The 24,238-nt window shown below is 62.6% G+C and carries 25 protein-coding genes and 1 pseudogene; 12 read left to right on the forward strand and 14 right to left on the reverse strand.

The window, feature by feature from the left end; genetic code table 11:
• Positions 1 to 480, reverse strand: a complete 480-nt coding sequence (locus tag ACR3EL_RS08965; protein WP_093961931.1) for an Lrp/AsnC family transcriptional regulator — start codon at positions 478 to 480, stop codon at positions 1 to 3.
• A gap of 174 nt (positions 481 to 654) precedes the next feature.
• Here ACR3EL_RS08965 and cobA point away from each other — a divergent pair.
• The 7 genes and pseudogenes from cobA to infC form a co-directional block, all read left to right on the forward strand.
• A pseudogene (gene cobA / locus ACR3EL_RS08970) lies at positions 655 to 1,401 on the forward strand (uroporphyrinogen-III C-methyltransferase); the annotation flags it as partial.
• A complete protein-coding gene (locus ACR3EL_RS08975) occupies positions 1,401 to 1,715 on the forward strand; it encodes a DUF2849 domain-containing protein (RefSeq protein ID WP_093961929.1) in 315 nt (104 codons plus the stop codon). The pseudogene cobA and the gene ACR3EL_RS08975, both read left to right, overlap by 1 nt.
• A 65-nt stretch (positions 1,716 to 1,780) precedes the next feature.
• A complete protein-coding gene (locus ACR3EL_RS08980) occupies positions 1,781 to 3,445 on the forward strand; it encodes a nitrite/sulfite reductase (RefSeq protein WP_170338836.1) in 1,665 nt (554 codons plus the stop codon).
• Entirely contained in the window at positions 3,435 to 4,196 is a 762-nt protein-coding gene (locus ACR3EL_RS08985; RefSeq protein WP_170338838.1) for a phosphoadenylyl-sulfate reductase, read from the forward strand. The genes ACR3EL_RS08980 and ACR3EL_RS08985 overlap by 11 nt, the downstream gene beginning before the upstream one ends.
• Positions 4,193 to 4,600 (forward strand): DUF934 domain-containing protein, encoded by a 408-nt coding sequence (locus ACR3EL_RS08990; RefSeq protein WP_170338840.1) that lies wholly within the window; start codon positions 4,193 to 4,195, stop codon positions 4,598 to 4,600. The genes ACR3EL_RS08985 and ACR3EL_RS08990 overlap by 4 nt, the downstream gene beginning before the upstream one ends.
• Positions 4,601 to 4,688: 88 nt before the next feature.
• Positions 4,689 to 5,522: a ferredoxin--NADP reductase gene (locus ACR3EL_RS08995; protein ID WP_170338842.1), complete on the forward strand. Its 834-nt coding sequence runs from the start codon at positions 4,689 to 4,691 to the stop codon at positions 5,520 to 5,522.
• Between the two features lie 244 nt (positions 5,523 to 5,766).
• Positions 5,767 to 6,228 (forward strand): translation initiation factor IF-3, encoded by a 462-nt coding sequence (infC, locus tag ACR3EL_RS09000; RefSeq protein ID WP_254920153.1) that lies wholly within the window; start codon positions 5,767 to 5,769, stop codon positions 6,226 to 6,228.
• 79 nt (positions 6,229 to 6,307) lie between these two features.
• Here infC and ACR3EL_RS09005 read toward each other — a convergent pair whose 3' ends face one another.
• A complete protein-coding gene (locus ACR3EL_RS09005) occupies positions 6,308 to 7,624 on the reverse strand; it encodes an aspartate aminotransferase family protein (RefSeq protein WP_170338844.1) in 1,317 nt (438 codons plus the stop codon).
• 1 nt (position 7,625) lies between these two features.
• Positions 7,626 to 8,387, reverse strand: coding sequence for a 3-keto-5-aminohexanoate cleavage protein (locus ACR3EL_RS09010; RefSeq protein WP_480721277.1), 762 nt, complete (start codon positions 8,385 to 8,387; stop codon positions 7,626 to 7,628).
• 88 nt (positions 8,388 to 8,475) lie between these two features.
• Here ACR3EL_RS09010 and ACR3EL_RS09015 point away from each other — a divergent pair, with 88 nt between their 5' ends.
• Positions 8,476 to 9,378 (forward strand): MurR/RpiR family transcriptional regulator, encoded by a 903-nt coding sequence (locus ACR3EL_RS09015; protein ID WP_480721279.1) that lies wholly within the window; start codon positions 8,476 to 8,478, stop codon positions 9,376 to 9,378.
• 44 nt (positions 9,379 to 9,422) lie between these two features.
• On the opposite strand, the gene ACR3EL_RS09020 is transcribed toward ACR3EL_RS09015, so the two are convergent.
• The 5 genes from ACR3EL_RS09020 to ACR3EL_RS09040 all read right to left on the reverse strand — a co-directional run bounded on the left by ACR3EL_RS09020 (position 9,423) and on the right by ACR3EL_RS09040 (position 15,360).
• Positions 9,423 to 10,214, reverse strand: a complete 792-nt coding sequence (locus ACR3EL_RS09020) for an FAD binding domain-containing protein (RefSeq protein WP_480721281.1) — start codon at positions 10,212 to 10,214, stop codon at positions 9,423 to 9,425.
• A gap of 100 nt (positions 10,215 to 10,314) precedes the next feature.
• Complete coding sequence (locus ACR3EL_RS09025) at positions 10,315 to 12,675, reverse strand: xanthine dehydrogenase family protein molybdopterin-binding subunit (protein ID WP_170338852.1); 2,361 nt, start codon at positions 12,673 to 12,675, stop codon at positions 10,315 to 10,317.
• Positions 12,676 to 12,756: 81 nt separating this feature from the next.
• Positions 12,757 to 13,242 (reverse strand): (2Fe-2S)-binding protein, encoded by a 486-nt coding sequence (locus tag ACR3EL_RS09030; protein ID WP_170338854.1) that lies wholly within the window; start codon positions 13,240 to 13,242, stop codon positions 12,757 to 12,759.
• 148 nt (positions 13,243 to 13,390) lie between these two features.
• On the reverse strand, positions 13,391 to 14,395 hold the full coding sequence (locus tag ACR3EL_RS09035; RefSeq protein ID WP_170338855.1) for a molybdopterin-binding protein: 1,005 nt from the start codon (positions 14,393 to 14,395) through the stop codon (positions 13,391 to 13,393).
• Positions 14,392 to 15,360 (reverse strand): XdhC family protein, encoded by a 969-nt coding sequence (locus ACR3EL_RS09040; protein ID WP_480721284.1) that lies wholly within the window; start codon positions 15,358 to 15,360, stop codon positions 14,392 to 14,394. The genes ACR3EL_RS09035 and ACR3EL_RS09040 overlap by 4 nt, the downstream gene beginning before the upstream one ends.
• Positions 15,361 to 15,616: 256 nt before the next feature.
• Between ACR3EL_RS09040 and ACR3EL_RS09045 the strand changes: the two genes are divergently transcribed.
• Complete coding sequence (locus ACR3EL_RS09045; protein WP_093961916.1) at positions 15,617 to 16,117, forward strand: hypothetical protein; 501 nt, start codon at positions 15,617 to 15,619, stop codon at positions 16,115 to 16,117.
• 2 nt (positions 16,118 to 16,119) lie between these two features.
• Here ACR3EL_RS09045 and ACR3EL_RS09050 read toward each other — a convergent pair whose 3' ends face one another.
• Together ACR3EL_RS09050 and ACR3EL_RS09055 are read right to left on the reverse strand one after the other, a co-directional pair.
• Positions 16,120 to 17,376 (reverse strand): vWA domain-containing protein, encoded by a 1,257-nt coding sequence (locus ACR3EL_RS09050; protein WP_480721286.1) that lies wholly within the window; start codon positions 17,374 to 17,376, stop codon positions 16,120 to 16,122.
• A 37-nt stretch (positions 17,377 to 17,413) separates the two neighbouring features.
• On the reverse strand, positions 17,414 to 18,322 hold the full coding sequence (locus ACR3EL_RS09055) for an AAA family ATPase (RefSeq protein ID WP_170403407.1): 909 nt from the start codon (positions 18,320 to 18,322) through the stop codon (positions 17,414 to 17,416).
• Between the two features lie 144 nt (positions 18,323 to 18,466).
• On the opposite strand from ACR3EL_RS09055, the gene pyrC reads away from it, so the two are divergent.
• Complete coding sequence (pyrC, locus tag ACR3EL_RS09060; protein ID WP_480721289.1) at positions 18,467 to 19,504, forward strand: dihydroorotase; 1,038 nt, start codon at positions 18,467 to 18,469, stop codon at positions 19,502 to 19,504.
• On the opposite strand, the gene ACR3EL_RS09065 is transcribed toward pyrC, so the two are convergent.
• Complete coding sequence (locus ACR3EL_RS09065; RefSeq protein ID WP_170338867.1) at positions 19,501 to 20,796, reverse strand: MmgE/PrpD family protein; 1,296 nt, start codon at positions 20,794 to 20,796, stop codon at positions 19,501 to 19,503. The two genes, pyrC and ACR3EL_RS09065, sit on opposite strands and share 4 nt — an antisense overlap.
• A gap of 38 nt (positions 20,797 to 20,834) precedes the next feature.
• Positions 20,835 to 21,281 (reverse strand): type II toxin-antitoxin system RatA family toxin, encoded by a 447-nt coding sequence (locus ACR3EL_RS09070; protein ID WP_093961911.1) that lies wholly within the window; start codon positions 21,279 to 21,281, stop codon positions 20,835 to 20,837.
• Between the two features lie 75 nt (positions 21,282 to 21,356).
• Here ACR3EL_RS09070 and hpt point away from each other — a divergent pair, with 75 nt between their 5' ends.
• Both hpt and ACR3EL_RS09080 read left to right on the forward strand, forming a co-directional pair.
• Entirely contained in the window at positions 21,357 to 21,899 is a 543-nt protein-coding gene (gene hpt / locus ACR3EL_RS09075) for a hypoxanthine phosphoribosyltransferase (protein ID WP_093962943.1), read from the forward strand.
• A 23-nt stretch (positions 21,900 to 21,922) separates the two neighbouring features.
• Entirely contained in the window at positions 21,923 to 22,096 is a 174-nt protein-coding gene (locus tag ACR3EL_RS09080; protein WP_005983545.1) for a hypothetical protein, read from the forward strand.
• Here the strand turns inward: ACR3EL_RS09080 and ACR3EL_RS09085 are convergent.
• Positions 22,086 to 23,240 carry an amidohydrolase gene (locus tag ACR3EL_RS09085; protein ID WP_170338869.1) on the reverse strand — a complete coding sequence of 385 codons (1,155 nt, stop codon included), beginning with the start codon at positions 23,238 to 23,240 and terminating at the stop codon, positions 22,086 to 22,088. The genes ACR3EL_RS09080 and ACR3EL_RS09085 overlap by 11 nt on opposite strands.
• Positions 23,237 to 24,187 (reverse strand): lipoyl synthase, encoded by a 951-nt coding sequence (gene lipA / locus ACR3EL_RS09090; RefSeq protein ID WP_170338871.1) that lies wholly within the window; start codon positions 24,185 to 24,187, stop codon positions 23,237 to 23,239. Before lipA ends, ACR3EL_RS09085 begins: the two co-directional genes overlap by 4 nt.
• Positions 24,188 to 24,238: the final 51 nt, after the last annotated feature.

Here is a 24,238-nt window from a genome sequence, read left to right on the forward strand (position 1 = left end):
TCAGGTGTCTGCCAAGGCATTCAGGGGCAGCATGGTGGTCGACTTGATTTCTTCCATCGACAACAGCGCGGTGACGTTGTGCACGCGCACCTCCGAGATCAGCGCCTGGTAAAAAGCATCGTAGGCCCGTGCGTTCCTGACCCGAACTTTCAGAATGTAGTCGATGTCGCCAGCCAGGCGGTGCGCCTCTTGAACTTCGGGACGATCACGCAGGGCCTGCAGGAACTTGCGTTGCCAGTCCGCCTCATGCTCGGAGGTTCGTATCAGAACAAAGAACGTCGCCTCGAAACCCAGCGCCTCTGCGTCCAGCAGAACGGTCTGTTGACCGATGATTCCGGCCCCCTTCATCTTGCGGATCCGATTCCAAACGGGTGTCTTTGAACTGCCCACTTTGGCCGCGATTTCGTCCAGCGATTGACTGGCGTCTCGCTGCAGCTCGGCCAGAATTTTCCGATCCGTGTCGTCTATTCGAACCGACATTCCAATTTTCCTTCCGAATGAAAACCCATGTTCCGCCTGCCGCGCATTTCAGAACGCCTGTCCTTATTTGATCGGCAATATGGCATCTGGGCGGGAATATTTCCTATATTGAGGGCCAAGTCAAACAACAGCCAGGGCTACCCAATGAAGGCCACGCAGACAAAAGGACAAACGGGACAGGTCGACTTCGTCGGCGCAGGACCCGGTGATCCTGAATTGCTGACTCTCAAGGCCCTGTCCGCATTCCAGCGGGCCGAGGTTGTTTTGCATGATCGCCTGATCAGCCCAGAGGTTTTGCAATTGGCCGGCCAGAACGCCCGGCTGGTCGACGTGGGCAAGGCCGGCTTTGGTCCGTCCTGGAAGCAGGATGACATCAACGCATTGCTGGTTGACTACGCGCTCAAAGGACAACGGGTCGTTCGCCTCAAATCCGGTGACGCGACCCTCTTCGGCCGGCTGGACGAAGAGATCGATGCACTGGACGCCGCAGGTATCCCGTGGACGATCGTTCCCGGCATTACGGCTGCTTCGGCGGCGGTGGCCGGAATTGGCCAAAGCCTGACCCGACGCGGCCGAAACTCCTCGGTCCGGTTTTTGACCGGGCACGACATGGAGGGCTTTGCCGATCACGACTGGGCTGCGCTGGCACGTCCGGGGTCGGTTGTAGCCATCTATATGGGCAAGAAATCCGCCCGATTCATTCAAGGACGCCTGATCATGCACGGCGCCGATCGCGCCACGCCGGTCACGTTGGTCGAAAATGCCTCGCGACCTGATCAGCGCGTTGTCGCCACGACGCTGGATCAACTGCCTGCAGACCTCGCCGCTGCCGGCCTCGACGGTCCTGCACTCACATTCTATGGCCTGGCCCCGCGCGACGCGGCCAAAGCCGTCACCGAATTCAACAAGGAGCTTGCCTGATGGCCCGCGCTTTCACCCCCAAAGTCGTTACCGCAAATGACCTGCTGGAAGGCGACGTGATCTATCTGACCGCCGATGACCGTTGGTCGCGCGATCTGCGCGAGGCCGAACTGATCACCGACGAAGCGCACGCTCAGCTGCGTCTTCTGGATGCACAGAAGCAAGTCGACAAGATCGTAGGTGCCTATCTCGCCGATGTCGTTGCAGGCGAAAACGGTCCTGAACCCACCCATTTTCGGGAAGACTTCCGCCGGACTGGTCCGTCCAACTATGCCCACGGCAAACAGGAATCTTCCCCGCAGCCCCGGGTCTGACCTCAGGCCCCTCTCTCCCCGTAAAAAGGCCCCGGATCCGGGGCTGCAACAAAGGACAGCCAAAGATGTATCGCTACTCCGAGTTTGACAAAGCATTCCTGGCCGAGCGCAACGCCCAGTTCCGCGCCCAGGTCGAACGCCGCATCGACGGCTCGCTGACCGAGGACGAGTTCAAGCCCCTGCGCCTGATGAACGGCCTGTATCTGCAATTGCACGCCTACATGCTGCGGGTGGCCATCCCCTATGGCACGCTCAACAGCGCCCAGATGCGCCAACTGGCCCTGCTGGCCGAGAAGTGGGACAAGGGCTACGGCCACTTCACCACGCGCCAGAACATCCAGTACAACTGGCCGAAACTGCGCGACGTGCCTGACATGCTGGACGCGCTGGCCGAGGTCGGCCTGCATGCGATCCAGACCAGCGGCAACACCATCCGCAACGTGACCGCCGACCATTTCGCCGGTGCCGCCGCGGATGAGGTCGCCGATCCGCGCCCCTATGCCGAACTGCTGCGTCAGTGGTCCACCGACCATCCGGAATTTCAGTTCATGCCGCGCAAGTTCAAGATCGCGATCACCGGGTCCGAGCATGACCGCGCGGTGATCAAGGCCCATGACATCGGCCTGCAACTGGTCGAGCGCGACGGCTTTCTGGGCGCCCGCGTTCTGGTCGGCGGCGGTCTGGGCCGCACGCCGATGATCGGCAAGGAGCTGTCTGATTTCGTCGCCTTTGACGACCTTCTGGCCTATCTGGAGGCCACCGTTTCGGTCTGGAACCAGATCGGCCGGCGGGACAACAAGTACAAGGCGCGCATCAAGATCACCGTGCATGAACACGGCATCGACGCGATCCGCGCCAAGGTCAACGAACGCTTCCTGCAGGTCCGCCCGCAGTTCAAGGGCGCCGACATGGCGCTGCTGGATCAGATCAAAGCGCATTTCGCCCCGCCCGCCTTCCGCGAAGGCTCGGTCGCGGCGTTCGAGAGCGCCTATTCGAACGACCCGGTGTTCCGCTCGTGGATCGACACCAACATCGCGCCGCACAAGCAGGCGGATCACGCGATCGTCACGATTTCGATCAAGAAACACGGCCAGACGCCGGGTGACGCAACCGCCGAGCAGATGCGCGTGATGGCCGATCTGGCCGAGCAATACGCCTATGACGAGCTGCGCATCAGCCACGAGCAGAACGTGATCCTGCCGCATGTCCACAAATCGGACCTGCCCGCGATCCACGCCAAGCTGAAAGAGCACGGTCTGGCCACCGCGAATATCGGCCTGATCAGCGACATCATCGCCTGCCCCGGCATGGACTATTGCGCGCTGGCAACGGCCCGCTCGATCCCAGTGGCGCAGCAGATCGCGACCCGGTTCGACGAGCTGAAGCTGGAGCACGACATCGGCCACCTGAAGATCAAGATCTCGGGCTGCATCAACGCCTGCGGGCATCATCACGTGGGTCACATCGGCATCCTGGGCTTGGATCGCGCGGGCGTCGAGAACTACCAGATCACGCTGGGCGGAGACGCCACCGAAACGGCTGCCATCGGCGACCGCACCGGTCCGGGCTTTGCCTATGACGAGATCGTGCCCGCGGTCGAACGTATCGTGGAAACCTATCTGGAACAGCGCACAAGCGCCGAGGAGACTTTTTTGGAAACCTACCGCCGTGTTGGAATGGCCCCGTTCAAGGCGGCCCTCTACCCCGAGGCGCGGGCCAATGCCGCTTGACCTGATCCAGACGGAACTGGGCCGGGAACGACGCGAACTGACCGAAAAGGTCGAGGCGCTGAACGCCCGGTTCCGCCACCACAGCGCACATGACGTCATGCATGGTGCGCTCGAGGAGGCGGGCAACCTGGCGCTGGTCTCCAGCTTCGGTGCCGAGTCGGTGGTGTTACTGCACATGGCTGCCGTGGTCGACAAGGCCACGCCGGTCCTGTTCATCGACACGATGATGCTGTTTACCGAAACGCTGGAATACCAGCATGAGGTCAGCGAGCGTCTGGGCCTGAGGAACGTCCAGATCATCCGCGCAGATGACGAGGATATTCAGCGCGAAGACCCCTATGGCGCGCTGCGGCTGCGTGACATGGACGCCTGCTGCAACCTGCGCAAGACCTTCCCCTTGCAGCGGGCCTTGGCGAGATATGAAGGCTGGATTACCGGACGCAAGCGGTTCCAATCCGGCACCCGCGCCACGCTCGAGTTCTTCGAGGTCGAGGACGGCACCGGCCGGATCAAGGTGAACCCTCTGGCGCATTGGGCGCCTCAGGACGTGCGCGCCTACATGGAAGAAAACCGCCTGCCCCGGCATCCGTTGGTGGCAAAGGGCTATCCCTCGATCGGCTGTGCGCCCTGCACCTCGCCGGTGAAGGATGGCGAAGATCCCCGCGCCGGACGCTGGCGCGATCAGAACAAGGAAGAATGCGGCATCCATTTCGTCGACGGCAAAATGGTACGCAGCGGAGAGAAAACATGAACGTGATCGTGAATGACGAGGGCTTTGCCCCTGATGACTGGACCGACGGCTTTGTCACCCTCGAGGATGCCGCAAACGATGTGATCGCACTGGACGTCACCTCGGATACGGACCCCGACGAATTGTTCGAGCGGCTTGGAAACACGCGCATGGTGCGCGTCGACTTTCCGTCCTTTGCCGATGGCCGAGGCTTTACCATTGCCCGCACGCTGCGCCTGAATGGCTATGAAGGCCGCCTGCGCGCGAAAGGACATGTGTTGGCCGACCAATACGCGATGGCCCGGCGCAGCGGCTTTGACGAAGTCGAGATTGACGCAGACCTTGCCGCCCGCCAGCCCGAGGACCAATGGCTGGCCCGCGCCAGCTGGCAGGACCACGATTATCAGGCCCGCCTGCGCGGCTGACGCAACGATCGGGGCAATCTGCCCCCTTTTCCTGACCTGGATCAAAGCTTAAACGGAGATGCCGGTTTACCAGACCGGTAGTGAAACGATGACAGAGATGAAGCCCGTGACCGAAGCCACCGCCGTGAAGGCCCCCGTCCTGCCGGACGCCCAGACCGTTCTGGAAGTGAAACACTGGACCGACCGCCTGTTTTCGTTCAAGGTCACGCGTCCGCAATCGCTGCGCTTCCGCTCGGGCGAATTCGTTATGATCGGCCTCTTGGGCGACAACGGGAAACCGTTGCTGCGCGCCTATTCGATCGCGTCGCCGTCGTGGGACGAGGAACTGGAATTCTATTCGATCAAGGTGCAAGACGGCCCGCTGACCTCGAAACTGCAGCATATCCAGCCCGGCGATCAGATCATTCTGCGGCCCAAACCTGTGGGTACGCTGGTGCATGATGCACTGCTGCCGGGCAAGCGCCTGTGGTTCTTTGCCACCGGAACCGGGTTTGCCCCGTTTGCTTCGCTGCTGCGCGAGCCGCAGACCTATGAGGACTACGATGAGGTCATCATCACCCACACCTGCCGCGAGGTGGCGGAACTGGAATATGGCCGCCAGCTGATCGAAAGCATCCGCAAGGACGAGTTGCTGGCCGAACTGATCGGCGAAGGTTTTGCCGACAAGATCCGCTATTACCCGACGACCACCCGCGAACAGAGCCCCAAGATGGGCCGGATCACCGACCTGCTGAAGGACGGAACTGTTTTCAAAGACCTGGGCATCGAAGGCGGCATCAAGCCCGAGACCGACCGCGCCATGGTCTGCGGCAGCCTGGCCTTCAACCACGACATCAAGGCCATTCTTGAAGAATTCGGCCTGCGCGAAGGCGCCAATTCCGACCCCAAGGAGTTCGTGATCGAAAAGGCCTTTGTCGGCTGAGATCGAACCCGGCCAGCGCTCCATGCGCCGGCCGCTGCCTTTCGCGCGGCGGGGGCAGAGATTTTCGCACCTGGCCCGCGTTATCCCGCTTGAAAGACGCAGGGTCTCAGTTTAAATTCCGGGCTCGAAATTCTGCAATTATCAAAGGAATGAACCCATAGCTCGCAGACCTCACAACGCGCCGCCGCAACGCGACACCGGCCCGCGCGTCAATGAAAAGATCCGTGCCCCCGAAATTCGCCTGATCGGCGCCGAAGGTGAGAATGTCGGGGTGGTTCATCCCGCCAAGGCCATGCAGATGGCGGCCGATGCCGGTCTTGATCTGGTCGAGATCTCGCCCAACGCGAATCCGCCGGTCTGCAAGATCATGGACTTTGGCAAGTTCAAGTACGAAACGCAGAAGCGCGAAGCCGAAGCCCGCAAGAAACAGAAGATCATCGAGGTGAAAGAGGTCAAGTTCCGGCCCAACACCGATACGCATGACTACGACGTCAAGATGCGGAACGTTTTCAAGTTTCTCGAGAATGGCGACAAGGTCAAAGTGACTCTGCGCTTCCGCGGTCGGGAAATGGCGCACCAGAACCTTGGACGTGAACTGCTTGAGCGCGTGGCGGAAGACATCAAGGAAATCGGCAAGATCGAAAACATGCCGAAGATGGAAGGCCGCCAGATGATCATGATGATCGGACCTCTTCCCCAGAAGTGACGGCACATGCATCCGAGTGACCAAAGCTCCCTCGTTCGAGGGAGCTTTTTTGTTTGTGGGTCACATTCAGAACGGCGTGTCAGATTGCTTTGGAAATCGCAACCGACAGCTTGTCCACCAGTTCGTGCAACTGCGGCTCTTCGATGATGAATGGCGGGGCCAGAAGCACATGGTCTCCTCTCCTGCCGTCGCGTGTTCCGGACATCGGATAGCAGATCAACCCCGCTTCGACGGCGGCTTTTTTGATCTTGGCCGCCACTCCCCGGGTCGGGTCAAACGGTTCGCGCGTATCTCTGTCAGCCACCAGTTCGATGCCTCGGAACAGGCCCCGACCACGGATGTCCCCGACATTGGGATGCTGGCCAAAGGCCGCTTCGAGTTTGGCTTGCAGTTTGTCACCCATGTTGCGGGCACGGGCCGGCAAATCGCGCGAGGTAAGCTCTGTCACCACGGCGAGAGCTGCAGCTGTGGCGACTGGGTGCCCGACATAGGTATGGCCGTGCTGAAAGAAACCCGAGCCATTTCGGATGGCGTCATAAATCCGATCCGTGCACAACGTGGCACCGATGGGTTGATATCCAGCCCCCAAGCCCTTGGCAATGCAAAGAATATCTGGCGCAACTCCATCGTGGTCGCAGGCAAACAGATGGCCGGTCCGGCCCATGCCGCACATGACCTCGTCGAGGATCAACAACACGCCGTATTGATCACAGATTTCGCGGATTCGCTTGTAATACCCCTCGACCGCGGGGACGGCGCCCAACGTGGCCCCGACCACCGGTTCCGCCATAAACGCCATCACGGTCTCGGGTCCCAGCCGCTTGATCTCCACCTCAAGCTCGTTCGCCACGCGTTGACCATAGTCATAGCTGCTCTCGCCTTCTGGTTTTTCGGCGTATTCGTAGCAGGGCGCGATATGGCTCATCTCGATCAGCATCGGTGCGAATTGAGCCCGTCGCCATGCATTTCCGCCCGCTGAAAGCGCGCCCAACGTATTGCCATGATAGCTCTGCCGCCGTGCGATAACCCGAGACCGCTCGGGCTGCCCGATTTCAAGGAAGTACTGGCGCGCCAGCTTGATCGCGGCCTCGGTCGCCTCGGACCCGCCGGACACGAAATAGACCCGGTCCAACGATCCGGGCGCGTGCTGGATCAGCAGATCTGCCAGGGCTTCGGCCGGTTCCGAGGTCATGAAACCAGTATGGGCAAAAGCGATCTTCCGGACCTGCTCCTGCACCGCGTGGATCACTGCCGGGTTTGAATGTCCCAGACACGACACAGCCGCATCCCCGCAGTCGAGATACCGTTTGCCCTGTGCGTCGATCAAATAGCACCCGTCACCGCCGACAGCGATCGGCAATTCCGCCTTGGTGTGGCGCGGAAAAACATGGCTCATGTCAGTGTCCTTTCAGCAAAGCGATCAACGCCGCGACCGAGGCCGCGTTGTCCGTCCATCGGGTTCCATCCGAGTTCGTCAGGCTGTTCTCAAAACCGACTCTGACATCGCCGCCACGAGCGGCGGCAGCCGCCAGACAGGCGTGTTCCAGACGCCCGAACGCACAAACCATCCAAGGCGTGCGAGCAGCGGGAAAGGCCTCCAGATCCGCCGGTTGGGATTCCTGCCCGGTGGTATAGCGTCCCAAGACCAGCAAGCGGTCTTCCTGCTCGCGCCGCACGATCCCTTCCGACTGCCATCGCTCCAGCAGATCCGCATCCGTCGAATCGTACAGGATATGCTGCACTCGAGTTCCCTGTTCCGCGCACAGCCCATAAACCCGCGGGGCCAGATCGGGCGCGCGCGCAATTTCTCGAACCGAGATCGAGGCCCATTTCGGGGCCACCTGCTGCAGGCACTCCAACTGCGCAGAAACGTCGTAGATACCGGCGGCCTCGGTCGTGATCTGAACATCCATCGTTGGCACGGTTCGGGCAAGCTCGGCCATAGCCTCCCGATAGCGCCCTGCATCCAGAGAATGCGCGCCCTGCCCATCCCTGACATGCAGGTGCAACCCGTTTGCCCCGGCCGCGTGGCAGGCAATGGCCGCCTCCACAATCTCACCGGTCGAAACCGGCAAGGTCGGGTGATCCGCATGACTGCGTCGCGCACCGTTCGGTGCGACCAAAACATACGGAAGCGACGAAGCCTGTGTGTCAGACATTGAATCATCCTATCGGTTTCTTGCGTGCTTAGCTCGTGTGAGGATGTTTTTCTCTTGTAATAATCATAACATTTGTTTTTCTCCCATCATGACACCCTCAACTCACCACTTGATGGATCGGCTGCGCCGAGAGATCGACCATTTGCCGGCCCAATTGCAGGCCGCAACAAAATATATCATCGACCATCCGGGCGATTTCGGAATCGACTCCATCCGCGTGTCTGCCGAAAAGATCGGCGTCAGCACAAACGTGATCGTTCGCCTGGCACAGCATCTTGGTTTTGACGGCTTCGAAGCCTTTCGTCGCCCTTTCCGCAGGGATCTTGTGACAGACAGCGAAGACCGCCTCAGCCGGGATTGGCTGACCCAGTTGAATGCCGGCGATGCCTTTGCGTCGGCACAGGCCAGTTATGCCCGCAACGAAATGAACGTGGTGTCACGTTCGTTGCGCCAGCTGGATCCGGGCAAGGTCAGATCCGCAGTCACCCTGATGTCCGATGCTCCCCAGTGCTTGGTCACTGCAACCCGCGCAAGCTATGCCTTGGCCTATTACTTCCACTACGCCGGACGTATGGCCCACCCGGGAATGCAGTTGATCCCCAGGCATATGGGGTCGGCCATCGACGACCTTCTGAGCGCGGGCGAAACCGACTGCCTGTTCGCGATCACCGTTCATCCCTATTCGGCCGACACGATACGTGCCATCCGGTTTGCCAGGGAAAAGGGTATGCGCGTTGTACTGCTGGCCGACAGCGATGTCATTGCCCCAGGCGTCGAAGCGGACGTGACGCTGACCGTCAGCACCCGATCACAGCATCAGTTCTCCGGCTTCTCCGGAGCGATGGCCGTTCTCGAAGTTCTTCTGAGCCACCTTTTCGCGGTCAAGGGCGACGCGGCTTATCACCGGGTTCAGGACTATCAGAAAGCGCGCGAGGATGCGGGAGCCTACTGGCAGCCCAAAAGGCTTCCGCGTGTCGCGAAAAAGAAATAGGCCCCGGAACACGTCCGAGGCCCGAAGCAGTCACCGAGACCGCGTCACATGCAGGCCTGAACCGCCCGCCGGGTCATGACACCCACCAAGTGCGCGCGGTAGTCTTTGCTGCCGTGCAGATCTCCGATCATGTTCATCGGGTTGACCCGAAGATCCATAAGGGCATCGGGCCGGAATTCCTTGCTCAGCGCCTGTTCGGCTTCGCTCCAACGGAACACGCCGTCCTCGCTGGCTCCGGTCACCGCAACGCGCACACCGTCCGCGAAACGGGCAAGGAAAACCCCCACCAGCGCAAAGCGCGAGGCAGGCTGCAGAAACTTCTGGTAGCTTGCTGCCTGCGGTACCGGGAACCGGACCGTCGTTATCAGCTCGCCCTCGTCCAGCGCTGTCGTGAACATGCCCTGAAAGAATTCATCCGCAGCGATTTCGCGCGCATTCGTACGAATGGTCGCGCCTGACCCCAATGCAGCTGCGGGGTAGCAGGCCGCCGGATCGTTATTGGCCAAGGACCCACCTATCGTGCCCCTATTGCGAACGGCAGGATCACCGATATGCCCCGCCAGATCAGCCAGCGCGGGATACTTGCCCGCAACTTCTGCCGCTACCGTGGTATGCGTGGTCGCCGCTCCAATCGAAATCGACCCATCATCTTCGATGCAGACGCCCTTCAACTCGGGAATGGCACCCAGGCTCACCAGCGTCGCGGGTGAGGCCAGTCTTTGCTTCATCGTCGGGATCAGGGTCTGACCGCCCCCCAACGCCTGTGCATCCTCTCCCGCCAACGCGGCAACCGCATCAGCAATGGTCGAGGGGTTCTTGAACTCGAAATTGTACATTTCGCTTTTCCTTTCCGAAAGGCGCGAAACCGCCCTTCATCTGGCATTTGATTGACCAGGGATCGCGAGGGGCTGACCCCTCGCGGTCCAACCTCTCCACTCAGCTGTTCATCGCCGCCCAAACACGCGACGGGCTGACCGGCATGTCGATGTGGTCCACCGCCTTGCCACCCGAGTTCAGGGCATCGATCACGGCATTGACCACCGCAGGCGGCGATCCAATCGCCCCGGCCTCGCCGCAGCCCTTCACACCCAGCGGGTTGTGCGTGCATGGCGTCTGGCTCGAATGATCCACGGTATAGAACGGCACGTCATCGGCCCGCGGCATGGCATAGTCCATGAAGGACGCGCTCAGCAGCTGGCCGTTTTCGTCATAGACGCAGTTCTCCAGCAAGGCCTGACCGATCCCCTGTCCGATGCCGCCATGCACCTGACCGTCAACGATCATCGGGTTGATGATGTTGCCGAAATCATCCGCTGCGGTGAACCGTTCGATGGTCACTTGCCCGGTCTCGGGGTCAACCTCGACTTCGCAGGCATAGGCGCCGGCCGGGAAGGTAAAGTTGGCCGGATCATAGAACGCGGTCTCTTCCAGGCCCGGCTCGACCTCCAGCGGGAAGTTGTGCGGCACATAGGCCGTCAGGGTCACATCCCCCCAGGCCACCGACTTGTCAGTGCCGGCCACGGTGAACTGGCCATCCTTCAGCTCGATATCGGCCTCGGACGCCTCCAGCAGATGCGCCGCGATCTTCTTGGCCTTGTCGATCACCTTTTCGGTCGCCTTGACCATGGCCGATCCACAGACAGCCAGCGAGCGCGACCCATAGGTGCCCATGCCGAACGGGATCTTCGAGGTATCGCCGTGCACGATCTCGACCATCGACTCGTCGATGCCAATCATGTCGGCCACGACCTGCGGAAAGGCCGTTTCGTGCCCCTGCCCGTGGCTATGCGCACCCACCATGACGCTGATCGAGCCGGTGGCATTCACCCGCACGGTCGCCGCGTCATAGAGACCCGCACGCGCCCCCAGCATCCCCACGATGTTCGAGGGCGCGATGCCGCAGGCCTCGATATAGCAGTTCACGCCCAGGCCGCGCAGCTTGCCACGCGCCTCGCTTTCGGCGCGACGCGCCGGGAAGCCCGCGAAATCGGCGGCCTGCTCAAGCTTGTCCATAGTGCCGTTGTAGTCGCCGGTGTCATAGGTCAGCGCCACCGGCGTGTCATAGGGGAACTGCGTGATGAAGTTCTGCCGACGCAGCGCCACCGGGTCAACGCCCAGCTCGCGCGCGGCCTTGTCGATCACGCGCTCCAGCTGATAGGTCGCCTCGGGGCGGCCTGCACCGCGATAGGCATCCACCGGCACGGTGTTGGTGAACATCGCCCGCACATTCACCTGAATGACCGGCGTCTTGTAGTTGCCCGCCATCAGCGTCCCGTGCAGCCAGGTCGGCACCGAGCTGGAAAACGTCGACAGATACGCGCCCAGATTGGCAAAAGTATTTGTCCGCAGCCCGACAAAATTGTTGTCGGCATCCAGCGCCAGCTCGATCTTGCTGACATGGTCGCGTCCCTGTGCATCCGACATGAACGCCTCGGACCTGCTGGCCGTCCACTTGACCGGGCGGTTGCAGGCCTTGGCGGCGAAGGTGCAGAACGCCTCTTCTGCGTAGTGGAAGATCTTGGTGCCAAAACCGCCACCCACATCCGGAGCCACGACGCGGACCTTGTGCTCGGGCAAGCCCAGCACGAAGGCACACATCAGCAGTCGGATCACATGCGGGTTCTGCGAGGTGGTATAGAGCGTGTATTCATCCGTGCCCCGGCTGTATTCCGCCACGGCCACGCGCGGCTCCATCGGGTTGGCGACCAGACGGTTGTTCACCAGTTCCAAGGTGGTGACATGCGCCGCATTGGCGAACACCTCGTTCACCTTGGCATCGTCGGCCTCGCCCAGCTGCCAGTCATAGCAGATGTTGTTTTTCAGATCGTCATGGACTAGCGGCGCGCCCTCTTCGGCGGCGGCTTTCATGTCCAGAACGGCGGGCAGTTCCTCGATGTCGACGTCGATCGCCTCGGCCGCGTCGCGGGCCAGTTCCAGGCTGTCGGCCACGACGGCCGCGATCGGGTCGCCCACATGGCGCACCTTGCCTTGCGCAAGGATCGGGTGCGGCGGTTCCTGCATGGGCGCGCCGTGCTTGTCGGTCACCTCCCAGCCGCAGGGCATGCCGCCCACGCCTTCGAAATCCTTGCCGGTAAACACCCGGACTACGCCGGGCATGGACTCGGCGACGGACGTGTCGATGCTTTTGATCCGGCCATGCGCGATGTCGGATCGCAGAAAATACACATAGGCCTGACCACGTACGTTGATGTCGTCGGTGTAATTGCCCGCTCCGGTCAAAAAGCGCACGTCCTCGCGGCGCTTGGAACTGGCTCCGATGCCACTGTCTTTGGGCATTGCTTGTTCTCCTCCCATAAACGGATGCTTGGGCGCATCCCTGTCAACCCACGGGCGCTTTCAGTCACGCCCGCAGCGGCATCATTCGGCGGCGATGTGGCTGACGTCCTGGCCGGACGCGGCCATGATCGCCTTGACGATGTTGTGGTACCCGGTGCAGCGGCACAGGTTGCCTTCCAGGTATTTGCGGATTTCGGCCTCGGTCGGGCGCGGGTTTTCCTTCAGCAGGGCCGCTGCCGACATCACCATGCCGGGCGTGCAGAAACCGCATTGCAGGCCGTGATGATCCTGGAACGCCTGCTGGATCACGTTCAGCGATCCGTCCGGGTCGGCCTGCCCCTCGATGGTGCCGACATCGGCCCCGTCGGCTTCAAGCGCCAGCATGTTGCAGGACTTGACCGCCTCGCCGTTCACATGAACCACGCAGGCGCCGCATTGGGCCGTGTCACAGCCCACATGGGTACCGGTCAGCGACAGGTTATCGCGCAAAAAACTGGACAGCAGCGTCCGGCCTTCGACATCACCGCTCACGGTCTTTCCGTTCACGGTCATTGAGACCTGTGTCATTAGTTCCTCCCATTTTCGTATTTATCCTTGGCCCGAGTTAAACACGGGAAAAGTCGTTTGAGAACAAAAATCTTGGCCGTTTCCAACCCGTCTCTTGGGAGCAAAGAGCTAACACATATCGCAGGTCGCCAGCGGTGCGAAACTGCCGTTACGTCACTTTGGGTTTCGCCCGGGGTTGCGGACGGGTCGGGATTTCCTTGAGCAGACCACCGACGCCCATCGCCGCGATATCGGCACCCGCCGTCGGGATGCCGCAAGCCACCCGCGACAGCACCCAGTCGGCCCCGTTCAACGCGGGCGAGCGTGCGCATCCCGGCAAACCGATGACCGGCCGCTTGCCCAAAGCCCCGAGAAACAACAGGTTGCCCGGATCAACCGGCATGCCGAAACGGTCCACCTGCCCACCCGCACGCCGAACGGCCTTCGGCGCCACGTCCTCGACATCGGATGTGGCCGAGCCGGTCAGGATCATGACGATATCGGTATTCATCCGGGTCAATGCCTGCGCCAGAGCATCGACCGCATGCGGAACGATCTGCACGACGTCCAGGCTCAGACCCAGGGCCTCGACCCGGCCGCGCATCGCGGCGATGCCCTTGTCATTGGGCGGCCCGCCCGGGATGTCGGTCACCACCAACCCGGCGCTGCCAAATATCGGCGTGGCCAGGCGAATGGCCCCGCTGGCCAGCTCCGCCGCGCGCTGAACGTCCGCCAGCGGCACCGCGTAGGAAATGACCTTGATCGTGGCAACCATGCCACCCGCACCCATCTGCTGATGCTGAGGAACGGTGGCCACCGTGATCATCGGGTTGACCTGATTGAACGCCAGAAGAGCCTCAACGCCCAGAAAAGCTACGCCCGCGTGATCCGCAATCAGGTTGACACGCCCCGTGAACGGCTCGGTCACGCGCAAGTTGGCCCGCTTCGGATCCGGGGTCAGTGCCGCAGCCAAATGGCGCGCGGCCTCGTCCTCGTGACAGTCGCCGGGTTCCAGCCGCGCGACCACCACCTCGGACACGCCCGCCTCGGCCAACAGGGCGACATGCGTATCGTCCAGCATCATTCCCTTGCGCAGCTTTTTCGTGCCAGCCATGACCGAATGCGCAAGGATCGCGCCCTTCGCGTCCGCAACCGGTATAGGGCCGAACCTCATGCCTTGCCCCGCAGCACGGCTGTCATCTGCGCGATGATCGCAACGGCAATCTCGGCCGGTCCGGCCGCGCCGATATCCAGACCGATCGGCCCGTGGATGCGCTGCAGCTGCTCCGCCGAGAAGCCTGCCTCGGTCATCCGCTGCACCCGTTTGGCATGGGTGCGCGACGACCCAAGCGCGCCGATGTAGAACACGTCCGAGTCCAGCGCAGCCTGCAGGGCCGGATCATCCAGCTTGGGGTCGTGGGTCAGCAGAACCATCGCCGTGCGCGAATCCAGACCGATGCTAGCCACGGCCTCGTCCGGCCAGTCGGTCAGCAGCTTTTCACCGGGAAAACGGGATTTGGACGCAAACGCCTCGCGCGGATCGATGATGATCGGGTCATAGCCCGCGATCCGCGCCATCGGGACCAGCGCCTGCGCGATATGGACCGCGCCCACCACGATCAACCGCAGCGGCGGGTTGTGCACGGCCACGAAGGTCCGACCATCTTCTTCGAACCCCGAGCGATCCATGCGCAGCCGGTCCGCATAGGCGTTGCGCCGCAGCGCGCGGTGGCCGGTTTCGACATTGACCTCATAGGCCACGGGCTCGCGCCGCGCCCGCGCCGCCACCAGTTCGGCCAGCATCGGTTCGGGCAGGACCGCGCCCACCGGCTCGACCAGAACTCGGATCGTGCCGCCGCAGGCCAGCCCGACGGAAAAGGCGTCCTCGTCGGTGACGCCGAATTCCAGCAGGCGCGCCTCGCCTTCTTCGATGGCTTCAAGCGCCTCGACGATCACCGCGCCTTCGACACAGCCGCCCGAGACCGAGCCTTCGATTCGACCATCACCGGCAATGACCAACTGGGCCCCCACCCGCCGAGGTGCACTGCCCCAGGTTTCAACGACCGTCGCCAGAACCGCACCGCGACCTTCGCGAAACCACGCCAATGCCGTTTCCGGACTGTTGTCAAATCTGTCCATCGGACCCTCCCGCGGTGGTTCGCATCAACATAAGCAGGATTGACGCGATGAAAAGCAAGGAGCACGTTCTCTGGTGGACTATCTCGGACACCGACCCCGCCAACTTGGTTCTTCATGTGACGCAGAAGGCAGGTTTCGGCCGAAGTCCGCGACAGACAATCAAACATTTGATTGTTTTTCGCCCGCCGACTAGCCTGCGGGCAGGCCCAACTTGCGGCCGAATTGACGCAAGAGATTTCGTAAAGGAGACAATGTCTTGAAACAGATATTTACACTAACCATCGGCGCGGCGGCATTGATTGCAGGCAGCGCCTGGGCCGACACTTTCGAACGCTACGGAGAGGTCGAGGGCTGGAAGGTCTTTGTCGACAAGGAAAAGAAGTCATGCCTGATCGAAGCGGTCGATGATGCCGAGAACGTGGTGCAGATGGGTCTGACCGAAGACCGCAGCGTGGGATATGTCGGTGTCTTCACCAAAGCGGAAACCGACATCAAGCGCGGAGACAAGGAGGCCGTCGCGATCCTGCTGGGCGACAACCTGTATGTCGGCGAGGCAACCGGAATGAAGGGCAACATCACCAAGGGGTATTCCGGCGGCTATGTCCTGTCGGACGACCCGCAATTCGCCGACGACCTGGCCAAGCAGAAGGTCATGGCGGTATTCCCCGAGAAATCCTTTGGCTTCACCGTCGATCTGACCGGCACCTACAAAGCCATGGAAATGGCGCGCGAGTGCAACGAAAAGCAATTGCAGTGACGTCAGCCTGAAAGCGCGGCCAACAACCGCGCTTTTTCTCCCTGATCGTCGGGGCTTGAGATCACGGCGGCCAGATCCTCGAGCGATGCAATCGAATGACCGGCGCGGAAGCTGTCCACATGCGGCAGCATCGCGGCGACGCCTTGCGCCTTGGGCGCGAACCCGTCCCAGCGCAGCAGCGGGTTCAGCCAGATCAGCCGCCGGGCCGACAGGTGCAGGCGTTCAATCTCTTTTTCCAGCAGATCGGGATCACCCCGTTCCAGCCCGTCGGTGATCAGCAGCACGACAGCCCCCTGCCCAAAAACCCGGCGCGACCAGTCGCGGTTGAACTGGTGCAGGCATTCGCCGATGCGCGTGCCGCCCTCCCAATCCTGCGCCTCGGCCCCGGCAGCGGCCAGCGCCGCATCGACGTCGCGCTGATGCAGGTGCCGCGTGATGTTCGTCAGCCGCGTGCCGAAGGTGAACGCGTGCACCTTGGCCCAGCCGGCCCCCTTCGCGTTCGCGACCGTGTGCAGGAAGTGCAGGATAATCCGGCTGTACTGGCTCATCGACCCCGAGATGTCACACAGCGCGATCAGATTGGGCCAGCGCGGTTTCGGTTTGACCAGCGCGATCTGTCGCATTTCGCCGCCCTGACGCATGGCCGCACGCAGGGTGCGCGCCCGGTCGATCCGCTGGCCCAGATGGCTGGCCTGACCCCGGCGCGAGGCGATCGGGTCCACCGGCAGTTGCAGCCGCGCCAGAATGCGCTTGGCCTGAGCGGTTTCGGCGGTGCTCATCTGTTCGAAATCCAGCGACCGCAGCCGTTCCTCGGACGAGGCGGTCTGCGTGGCGTCAATCTCGATCTCGCTTTCGCCTTCTTGCTCGACGTCCTTGGGCTCGTCCCGCTCGACCCCGTCCAACAGGGCCTCGGCCGCGCGTTTTTCGCCCGCCTCGGCCATGCGTTCCTCCTGAACGCCGCGAATGGCCGGCAGCATCATCGACATCATGTGCTCCAGGTACCGCGGGTCGCGCCAGTACAGGCGGAAGATCTGGGCAAACACGGTGCGATGCTCGGGCCGGTTCACGAAACAGGCGTGCAGGGTCCAATAGAAATCCTGCTTGCGGGTAAAGCCCGCCGCCTGCACCGCGCGGATGGCATCGACCACGCGGCCGGGGCCGATCGGCAGCCCGGCCTTGCGCAAGGCGCGTGCGAAATGGGTGATGTTCTGCGCCAGTTTCGGATCGGCCGGAATTTCCAGCGGAAGCTGTTCGGCCATTCCTAGGCCCCCGGAGTGTTTTGGCGCCGCAAGGACATCAGACTGGTTCGAGCGTGGCTTTGGCCTGATCCAGAATGCGCTTGGCCTCGGAGCCCTGTAGTTTCTGGATGTCGTCCTGGTATTTCAGGATCGCGCCCAGCGTGTCGCCGATCACCTCGGGGCTGAGGTTGATCACGTCCAGCGCCAGCAGGCACTTCGCCCAGTCGATGGTCTCGGCCACGCCGGGTTTCTTGAACAGGTCCTCGGTGCGCAGATGCTGGACAAAGGCCACAACCTCGCGGCTCAGCGCCTCGGCGGCCTCGGGCGCGCGGGCGTGCAGGATCTCCAGCTCGCGGTCGAAATCGGGGTAATCGACCCAATGATACAGGCAGCGGCGCTTGAGCGCGTCATGCACCTCGCGCGTGCGGTTCGACGTGACGATGACGATAGGCGGTTCGGGCGCTTTGATCGTGCCGATCTCGGGGATCGTCACCTGGAAATCGCTCAGCGCCTCTAGGAGGAAGGCCTCGAACGGTTCGTCGGTGCGGTCCAACTCGTCGATCAGCAGCACCGGTGGACCGGCCGGGTCGGGCTCCATCGCCTCGAGCAGCGGGCGGCGGATCAGATAGTCGCCGCTGAACAGTTCCTCCTGCAGGCCCTTCCGGTCGGACCCGCCGACCGCCTCGGCGGTGCGGATGGCAACCATCTGCGCGGGAAAGTTCCATTCATAGACGGCCGAGGACGCATCGAGCCCCTCATAGCATTGCAGCCGGATCAGGCGGCGGCCAAGTCCAGAGGCCAGGGCCTTGGCGATCTCGGTCTTTCCGACGCCCGCTTCACCTTCCAGAAACAGCGGCCGGCCCAGTCTCAGCGACAGGAACACCACGGTGGCCAGGGCGCGGCCACAGACATAGCCCTGTTCGCCCAGCATCGTCTGAACGGCATCTATGGAATCTGGCTGGCTCATGTGTCTCAATCTCCCTTGGCACAACAGGTCATGGCTGCCGCTGCGCGTCAAGACCGTGATCTTTCCGGGACTTGCGGCAATCTGGTCGCCTGACAAGGTTTGTTGTCACTTTCCCGTGCGGCCGGCCTGTGCTAGCCCGGCGCCATGACCGATACTCTGACGCTCCGCCGCCCCGATGACTGGCACCTGCATCTGCGCGATGGCGCCATGCTGCAGGCCGTCCTGCCCGAAACCGCCCGCCATTTCGCGCGAGCCATCATCATGCCCAACCTTGTGCCCCCTGTGGTCACCGGCGCTCAGGCCGCGTCCTACCGCGACCGTATCCTGGCCGCCCTGCCCGAAGGCATAAGCTTTGAGCCGTTGATGACCCTGTACCTGACCGAGGATACCGACCCCGACGACATGGCCGCGGCCCACGCAAGCGGTCTGGTCAAGGCGGTCAAGCTGTACCCGGCGGGGGCCACGACCAACTCGGCCTCGGGCGTGCGGGATTTCGACAAGGTGCGCCCCGTGTTGGACCGGATGGCCGAGATCGGCCTGCCGCTCTGCGTGCACGGCGAGGTCACCGATGCCGAGATCGACATCTTCGACCGCGAGGCGGTGTTCATCGACCGCGTTCTGGACCCGATCCGCAAGGCCACGCCGGGCCTGCGCGTGGTGATGGAGCATATCACCACCGTCGACGGCGTGGAGTATGTGCGCGCGAACGAAACTGACCTGGGCGCAACGATCACCGCACATCACCTGATCATCAACCGCAACCACATCCTCGTGGGCGGGATCAAGCCTCACTACTACTGCCTGCCCGTCGCCAAACGCGAAGAGCACCGCACGGCACTGGTTGATGCCGCGACTTCGGGCGACGAACGGTTCTTTCTGGGGACTGACAGCGCCCCGCATACGGATGCCAACAAGGAAATGGCCTGCGGCTGCGCGGGATGTTTCACTGCGACCAACACCATGTCACTGGTGGCCGAGGTCTTTGACCGCGCGGGTGCGCTGGACAAGCTGGAAGGGTTCACCTCGGTCAACGGGCCAAGGTTCTATCGGCTGCCCGTCAACGATCAGACCATCACCCTGCAGAAGGGCGAACCGGTCAGCTACCCCGACAAGATCGAAACACGCGATGGCCCGGTCACCGTGTTCGACCCCGGCTTCCCGCTGCACTGGCGCGTGGTCTAATCAACCAGCCGCTTCGCCAGATCCGCTGCGCGCCCGCCGGTGCGCAGCATCGACCAGATCGCATCCGCGTCGTCCGCGCCGATCAGTTTGGCGGTCTTGTCGCGGACCCGGTCCTCGCGTTCGGAAATCGAGATCGGCGCGGCCAGATCGCGGGTCGCCTCGCGCCGTACCCCGTCCCGCCGCAAAAGCGCCAAGCGGGCCTCGGTCTCGGACAGGGTTTCATCCGCTTCAACCGTAATCCGGTCGCGCAGAGATTGCAGGCGCGGATCGGCGCAGACCTTGTCCGTGTAGCTTGCAGGCAGAGCGGTATCGTATCCCAATGCCTGCATCGCGATCACCGTCCGATAGGAAAACTTGGCGCCCAGCCCGGTTGTCGGCGCGGTCTTATTGCAGACGCTCATCCATCGGGGATGGGTGAGGATCTTGATCTCGGCCACCTCGGGTTCGGCGATGTCCAGATCGCGCGCCGCCTCGAGCGCGGCGTGCAGCCCGTGGCAGCAGGCGTGGAACTTGTGGCTGACGCTTTCGAACAGCCACTCATCCCCAAGTCCCGACAGAGCCGTGGCAGTATCATCGGCACCGTGATGGGTCGCGCCAAATCCGAACGGGCCGGTCAGGGCATCGGGATTGGGCGCGAACCCCCGCTGAACCAACAGCGCGGCCTCGACCCCGACCGACGCCGCCTGCCCCGCATTGTAAGGCTTGCCCATGGTGCCAAACTGCGCCTTGAGACCCGCCGCCCGGGTCGCGGTCAACCCCAGAACCCGGCGCATGGCCGCCGCATCGCATCCCAGTAGGCGGGCGGCCGCCGCGGCCGCTCCGAACGCGCCCGCCGTCGCGGTCTGGTGGAACCCGACCTGATAATGCCCCCGCCCCAGCCACAGGCCGATGCGGATGGACAACTCCATCCCCACCAAGGCCGATTCCAACAGCTCGACGACGGGCTGGTCCTGCCACTCGGCGACGGCCAGCGCGGCCGGAAACACCGCCACCGAGGGGTGACCGATATGGGCGAAATGCGTGTCATCATAGTCCAGCGCGTGCGACACCGTGCCGTTGACCAAAGCCGCAGCGCGCATCGGCGCAGTCCCGCCGCCGAACAGAGTGGCCTGGCCGGCCCCGCCTTCGTCCAGGACCATCTCCCGCAGGATGCGAGAGACCTGTTCGTTGACGCCTGCGCGCCCAACCGCCAGCCAGTCGAGCGCGGACAAAGACGTGACGATCCGAGCCCGCGCAGTTGTCTTGACCGGGCCTGCGGCGAATTCGGAAAGAGTGCGTGTGAAATCAGTCATGCGGCGCAGTCTAACGTGCGCCCGCGCCGGGTAAACCCTCAGCCGTAAAGGCTGGCCGCGCGCTGCTCGAAGGCCCGTACGATCCGGTGCATCGCCTCGTTGAAAACCACGCCGATGATGCCCTGCAACACGGCGTTCTTGAACTCGAAATCCACGTGGAAGGATACGTTGCAGCCGCCCTCGGGCGCGTCCTCGAAATGCCAGTCCGATTTCATGTATTTGAACGGGCCGTCCAGATATTCGGTGTCGATCTTCCTTTGATCGGGGTACAGCGTCACCCGGCTGCCGAACCGTTCGCGGAACACCTTGAACGAGATCACCAGATCGGCCTCCATCACCTGCGCCTCGCCCGCCGCATAGGTTCGCCGGATCCGCGCGGCCGCGCACCAAGGCAGAAACTCGGGGTATTTCGCCACATCTGCAACCAGATCATACATCTGCTGCGCGCTGTATGGGAGGTGGCGGGTTTCCGAATGAGTGGGCATGGCAACCTGGGCATTTGAAACGTGACAATGGCGCGTCATGTCGTATGTTGCGCGCCAAAGATCAAGGGGGCAGCCATGAGCCAGCGCGCATATGTGATAGATGAGATGATCTCGGCCAAGGCCATCGCGGCGCGGATCGAGGAATTGTGCCGCGAAATCACCCGCGAATTCGGCGACACCGACAAGCTGGTGGTCGTGGGCCTGCTGCGCGGCAGCTTCGTGTTCATCGCCGATCTGGTGCGCGAACTGGACCTGCCGATCGAGGTCGATTTCCTCGAGGCGTCCTCGTATGGCGATTCAATGGAAAGCAGCCGGGAAGTGCGCATTCTCAAAGACTTGCGTGGGGCAATTGAAGGGCGCGACGTGCTGGTGGTCGAAGATATCGTCGACACGGGACACACGCTGAACCACGTCACCCACCTGCTGCGCAGCCGCCAGCCGAAACGGCTCAAGTCGATTGCACTGTTGGACAAACCCAGCCGCCGCGAGGTCGATTTCCGCGCCGACTGGATCGGCTTTGAAATCCCTGACGAATTCGTCGTGGGCTATGGCATCGACTATGCCCAACGCAACCGCAACCTGCCCTTCATCGGCAAGGTCCGCTTTACCGAAGACTGATCCCGCCGCGGATTCGAGGCCCCATGATCCTGCGCCACCTTCTGCGAATGTCCCGATGGGCGCGCAATCCGCCCTCGGACCAGCGGGTCAAACTGGTGCTGGGCCTGATCGTTCTGTGTCTGGTGATTGCCGGCGTTGAATACATGGGCTGGTGGCCCGAATGGGCAACCAGCCAGCCACGCAAGCTCAGGCCGTGACCGGCGCGTCCAGCACCTGACGAATTGCCGCCAGAAAGATACCCGCACCGACAGGAATCAGCGCATCGGGGAAATCATAGTCGGGGTTGTGCAGTTGCGGATGGTCGACCCCGGACCCCAGCCAGAACATGGCGGTTTTCGACCCCTTGGCGAATTGCCCGAAATCCTCCGAGAACCGTTGCGGCGCGGTGGTCAGGCGCGGTTGCACCCCGGCCTGCGCGCAGGCTTGAGCCAGGATCTGCACGGCCTCTGGGTGGTTGACGCAGGCCTCGAACACGTCGTCATAGGTGATCTCGACACCCAGTCCCTCGTCGGCCGCAGCCTTGCGCACCAGCGCCTCGGCCTGATCGACCAGTTGCGCCATGCGCGCGTCCGAGACGGTGCGCAGCGTGACCCATATCTCGGCCTCACCGGGCGCCACGCCGAATGTCGGGGCCCCCAGTTGGGCGTGGGTGACGGTGGTCAGCGCGTAATCCTCAGTCAGTTCGCCGCCCGGCCCCAAGGCCGCCAAGGCCGGCATCAACTCGGCCATGGCCGAGGCCGGCGACAGCCCGTTCTGCGGGGCCGCGGCGTGCGAGGTCTTGCCCGTCAGCCGCACCCGCATCCCGCGTGAGGCGCAATTGGCCGGGCCAGAGCACAGCTCGACCGCGCCCAGCTGCAAGCCCGACAAGTTGTGCAGCGAGAACAGAAAATCCGGCTGTATCTCAGCATATTGCGGATCGTTCCGAAAGTCGCGTGCGCCCTGTCCGGTCTCTTCGGCGGGCTGAAAGATCAGCACGACCCGACCGCGTGACATGGGCGCTTGCGCCAGGTCCTGCGCCACGCCCAGCACAATGGCCATATGGCCGTCATGCCCGCACAGATGACCCTTACCCGGAACCTGCGAGCAATAGGGTTTGCCCGGCATCTCCAATATCGGCAGCGCGTCGAGTTCGCAGCGGATACCAACGGTCGGCCCCGGCTGGCCCGAGTCGAACACGGCCGCCACCCCATGCCCACCGATCCCGGTCAGAAGCCGACTGGCCAAACCGCGCAATTGCTCGGCGATGAAAACGGCCGTTTCGGCCTCTTCACCCGAGACCTCGGGCCGTTGGTGCAACGCGTGGCGCAGCGCAGTCAGTTGCGCGAGCCGTTCGGGCGTCACGCCTGCCCCAGCTTTTTCTGCCGCGCTGCCCGCAGGCGCGCGAAATCATCGCCCGCATGGTACGAGGACCGGGTCAGGGGCGTGGCTGAAACCATCAGGAACCCCTTGCCATAGGCGGCTTTTTCATAGGCCGCGAACTCTTCGGGCGTGACAAAGCGGTCCACGCGGTGGTGTTTCGGCGTGGGCTGCAGATACTGACCGATGGTCAGGAAATCGATGTCGGCGGCGCGCATGTCGTCCATGACCTGGCGCACCTGCTGTTCGTTCTCGCCCAGTCCGACCATGATGCCCGACTTGGTGAAGATCGACGGGTCCAGTTCCTTGATCCTCTGCAACAGACGCAGCGAGTGGAAATAGCGCGCGCCCGGGCGCACCTCGGGGTACAGGCCCGGCACGGTTTCAAGGTTGTGGTTGAACACATCCGGCTTGGCCGCGACCACGGTTTCCAAAACCGACGGATCGCATTTCAGAAAATCCGGGGTCAGGATCTCGATCGTTGTCTTGGGCGAGCGGTGACGCACCGCGCGGATGGTCTGAGCGAAATGCTCGGCCCCGCCATCGGCCAGGTCGTCGCGGTCGACCGAGGTGATCACGACATGATTCAGACCCAGCTTTTCCACCGCATGTGCCACCCGGCCCGGTTCGAACGCGTCCAGCGCATCGGGGCGACCGGTGGCGATGTTGCAGAAGGTGCAGCCGCGGGTGCAGATCTCGCCCATGATCATCATTGTCGCGTGGCCCTGGCTCCAGCATTCGCCCACATTCGGGCAGCCGGCCTCTTCGCAGACGGTGACCAGGTTGTTGTCGCGCATGATCCGGCGCGTGTCGGCATAGCCCTTGCCGCCGGGTGCTTTCACTCGGATCCAGTTGGGCTTTTTCGGCTGCGCATTGTCGGGCTTATGCGCCTTTTCCGGGTGACGTTGTTCAGGGATTTTCAGATCGCGCACGGGGCCGGTTTCCTGACTTTGGGTCAATTTGGTTGGTGCATAACATAAACC

The sequence above is a fragment of the Ruegeria sp. BJ3 genome (assembly GCF_056535665.1).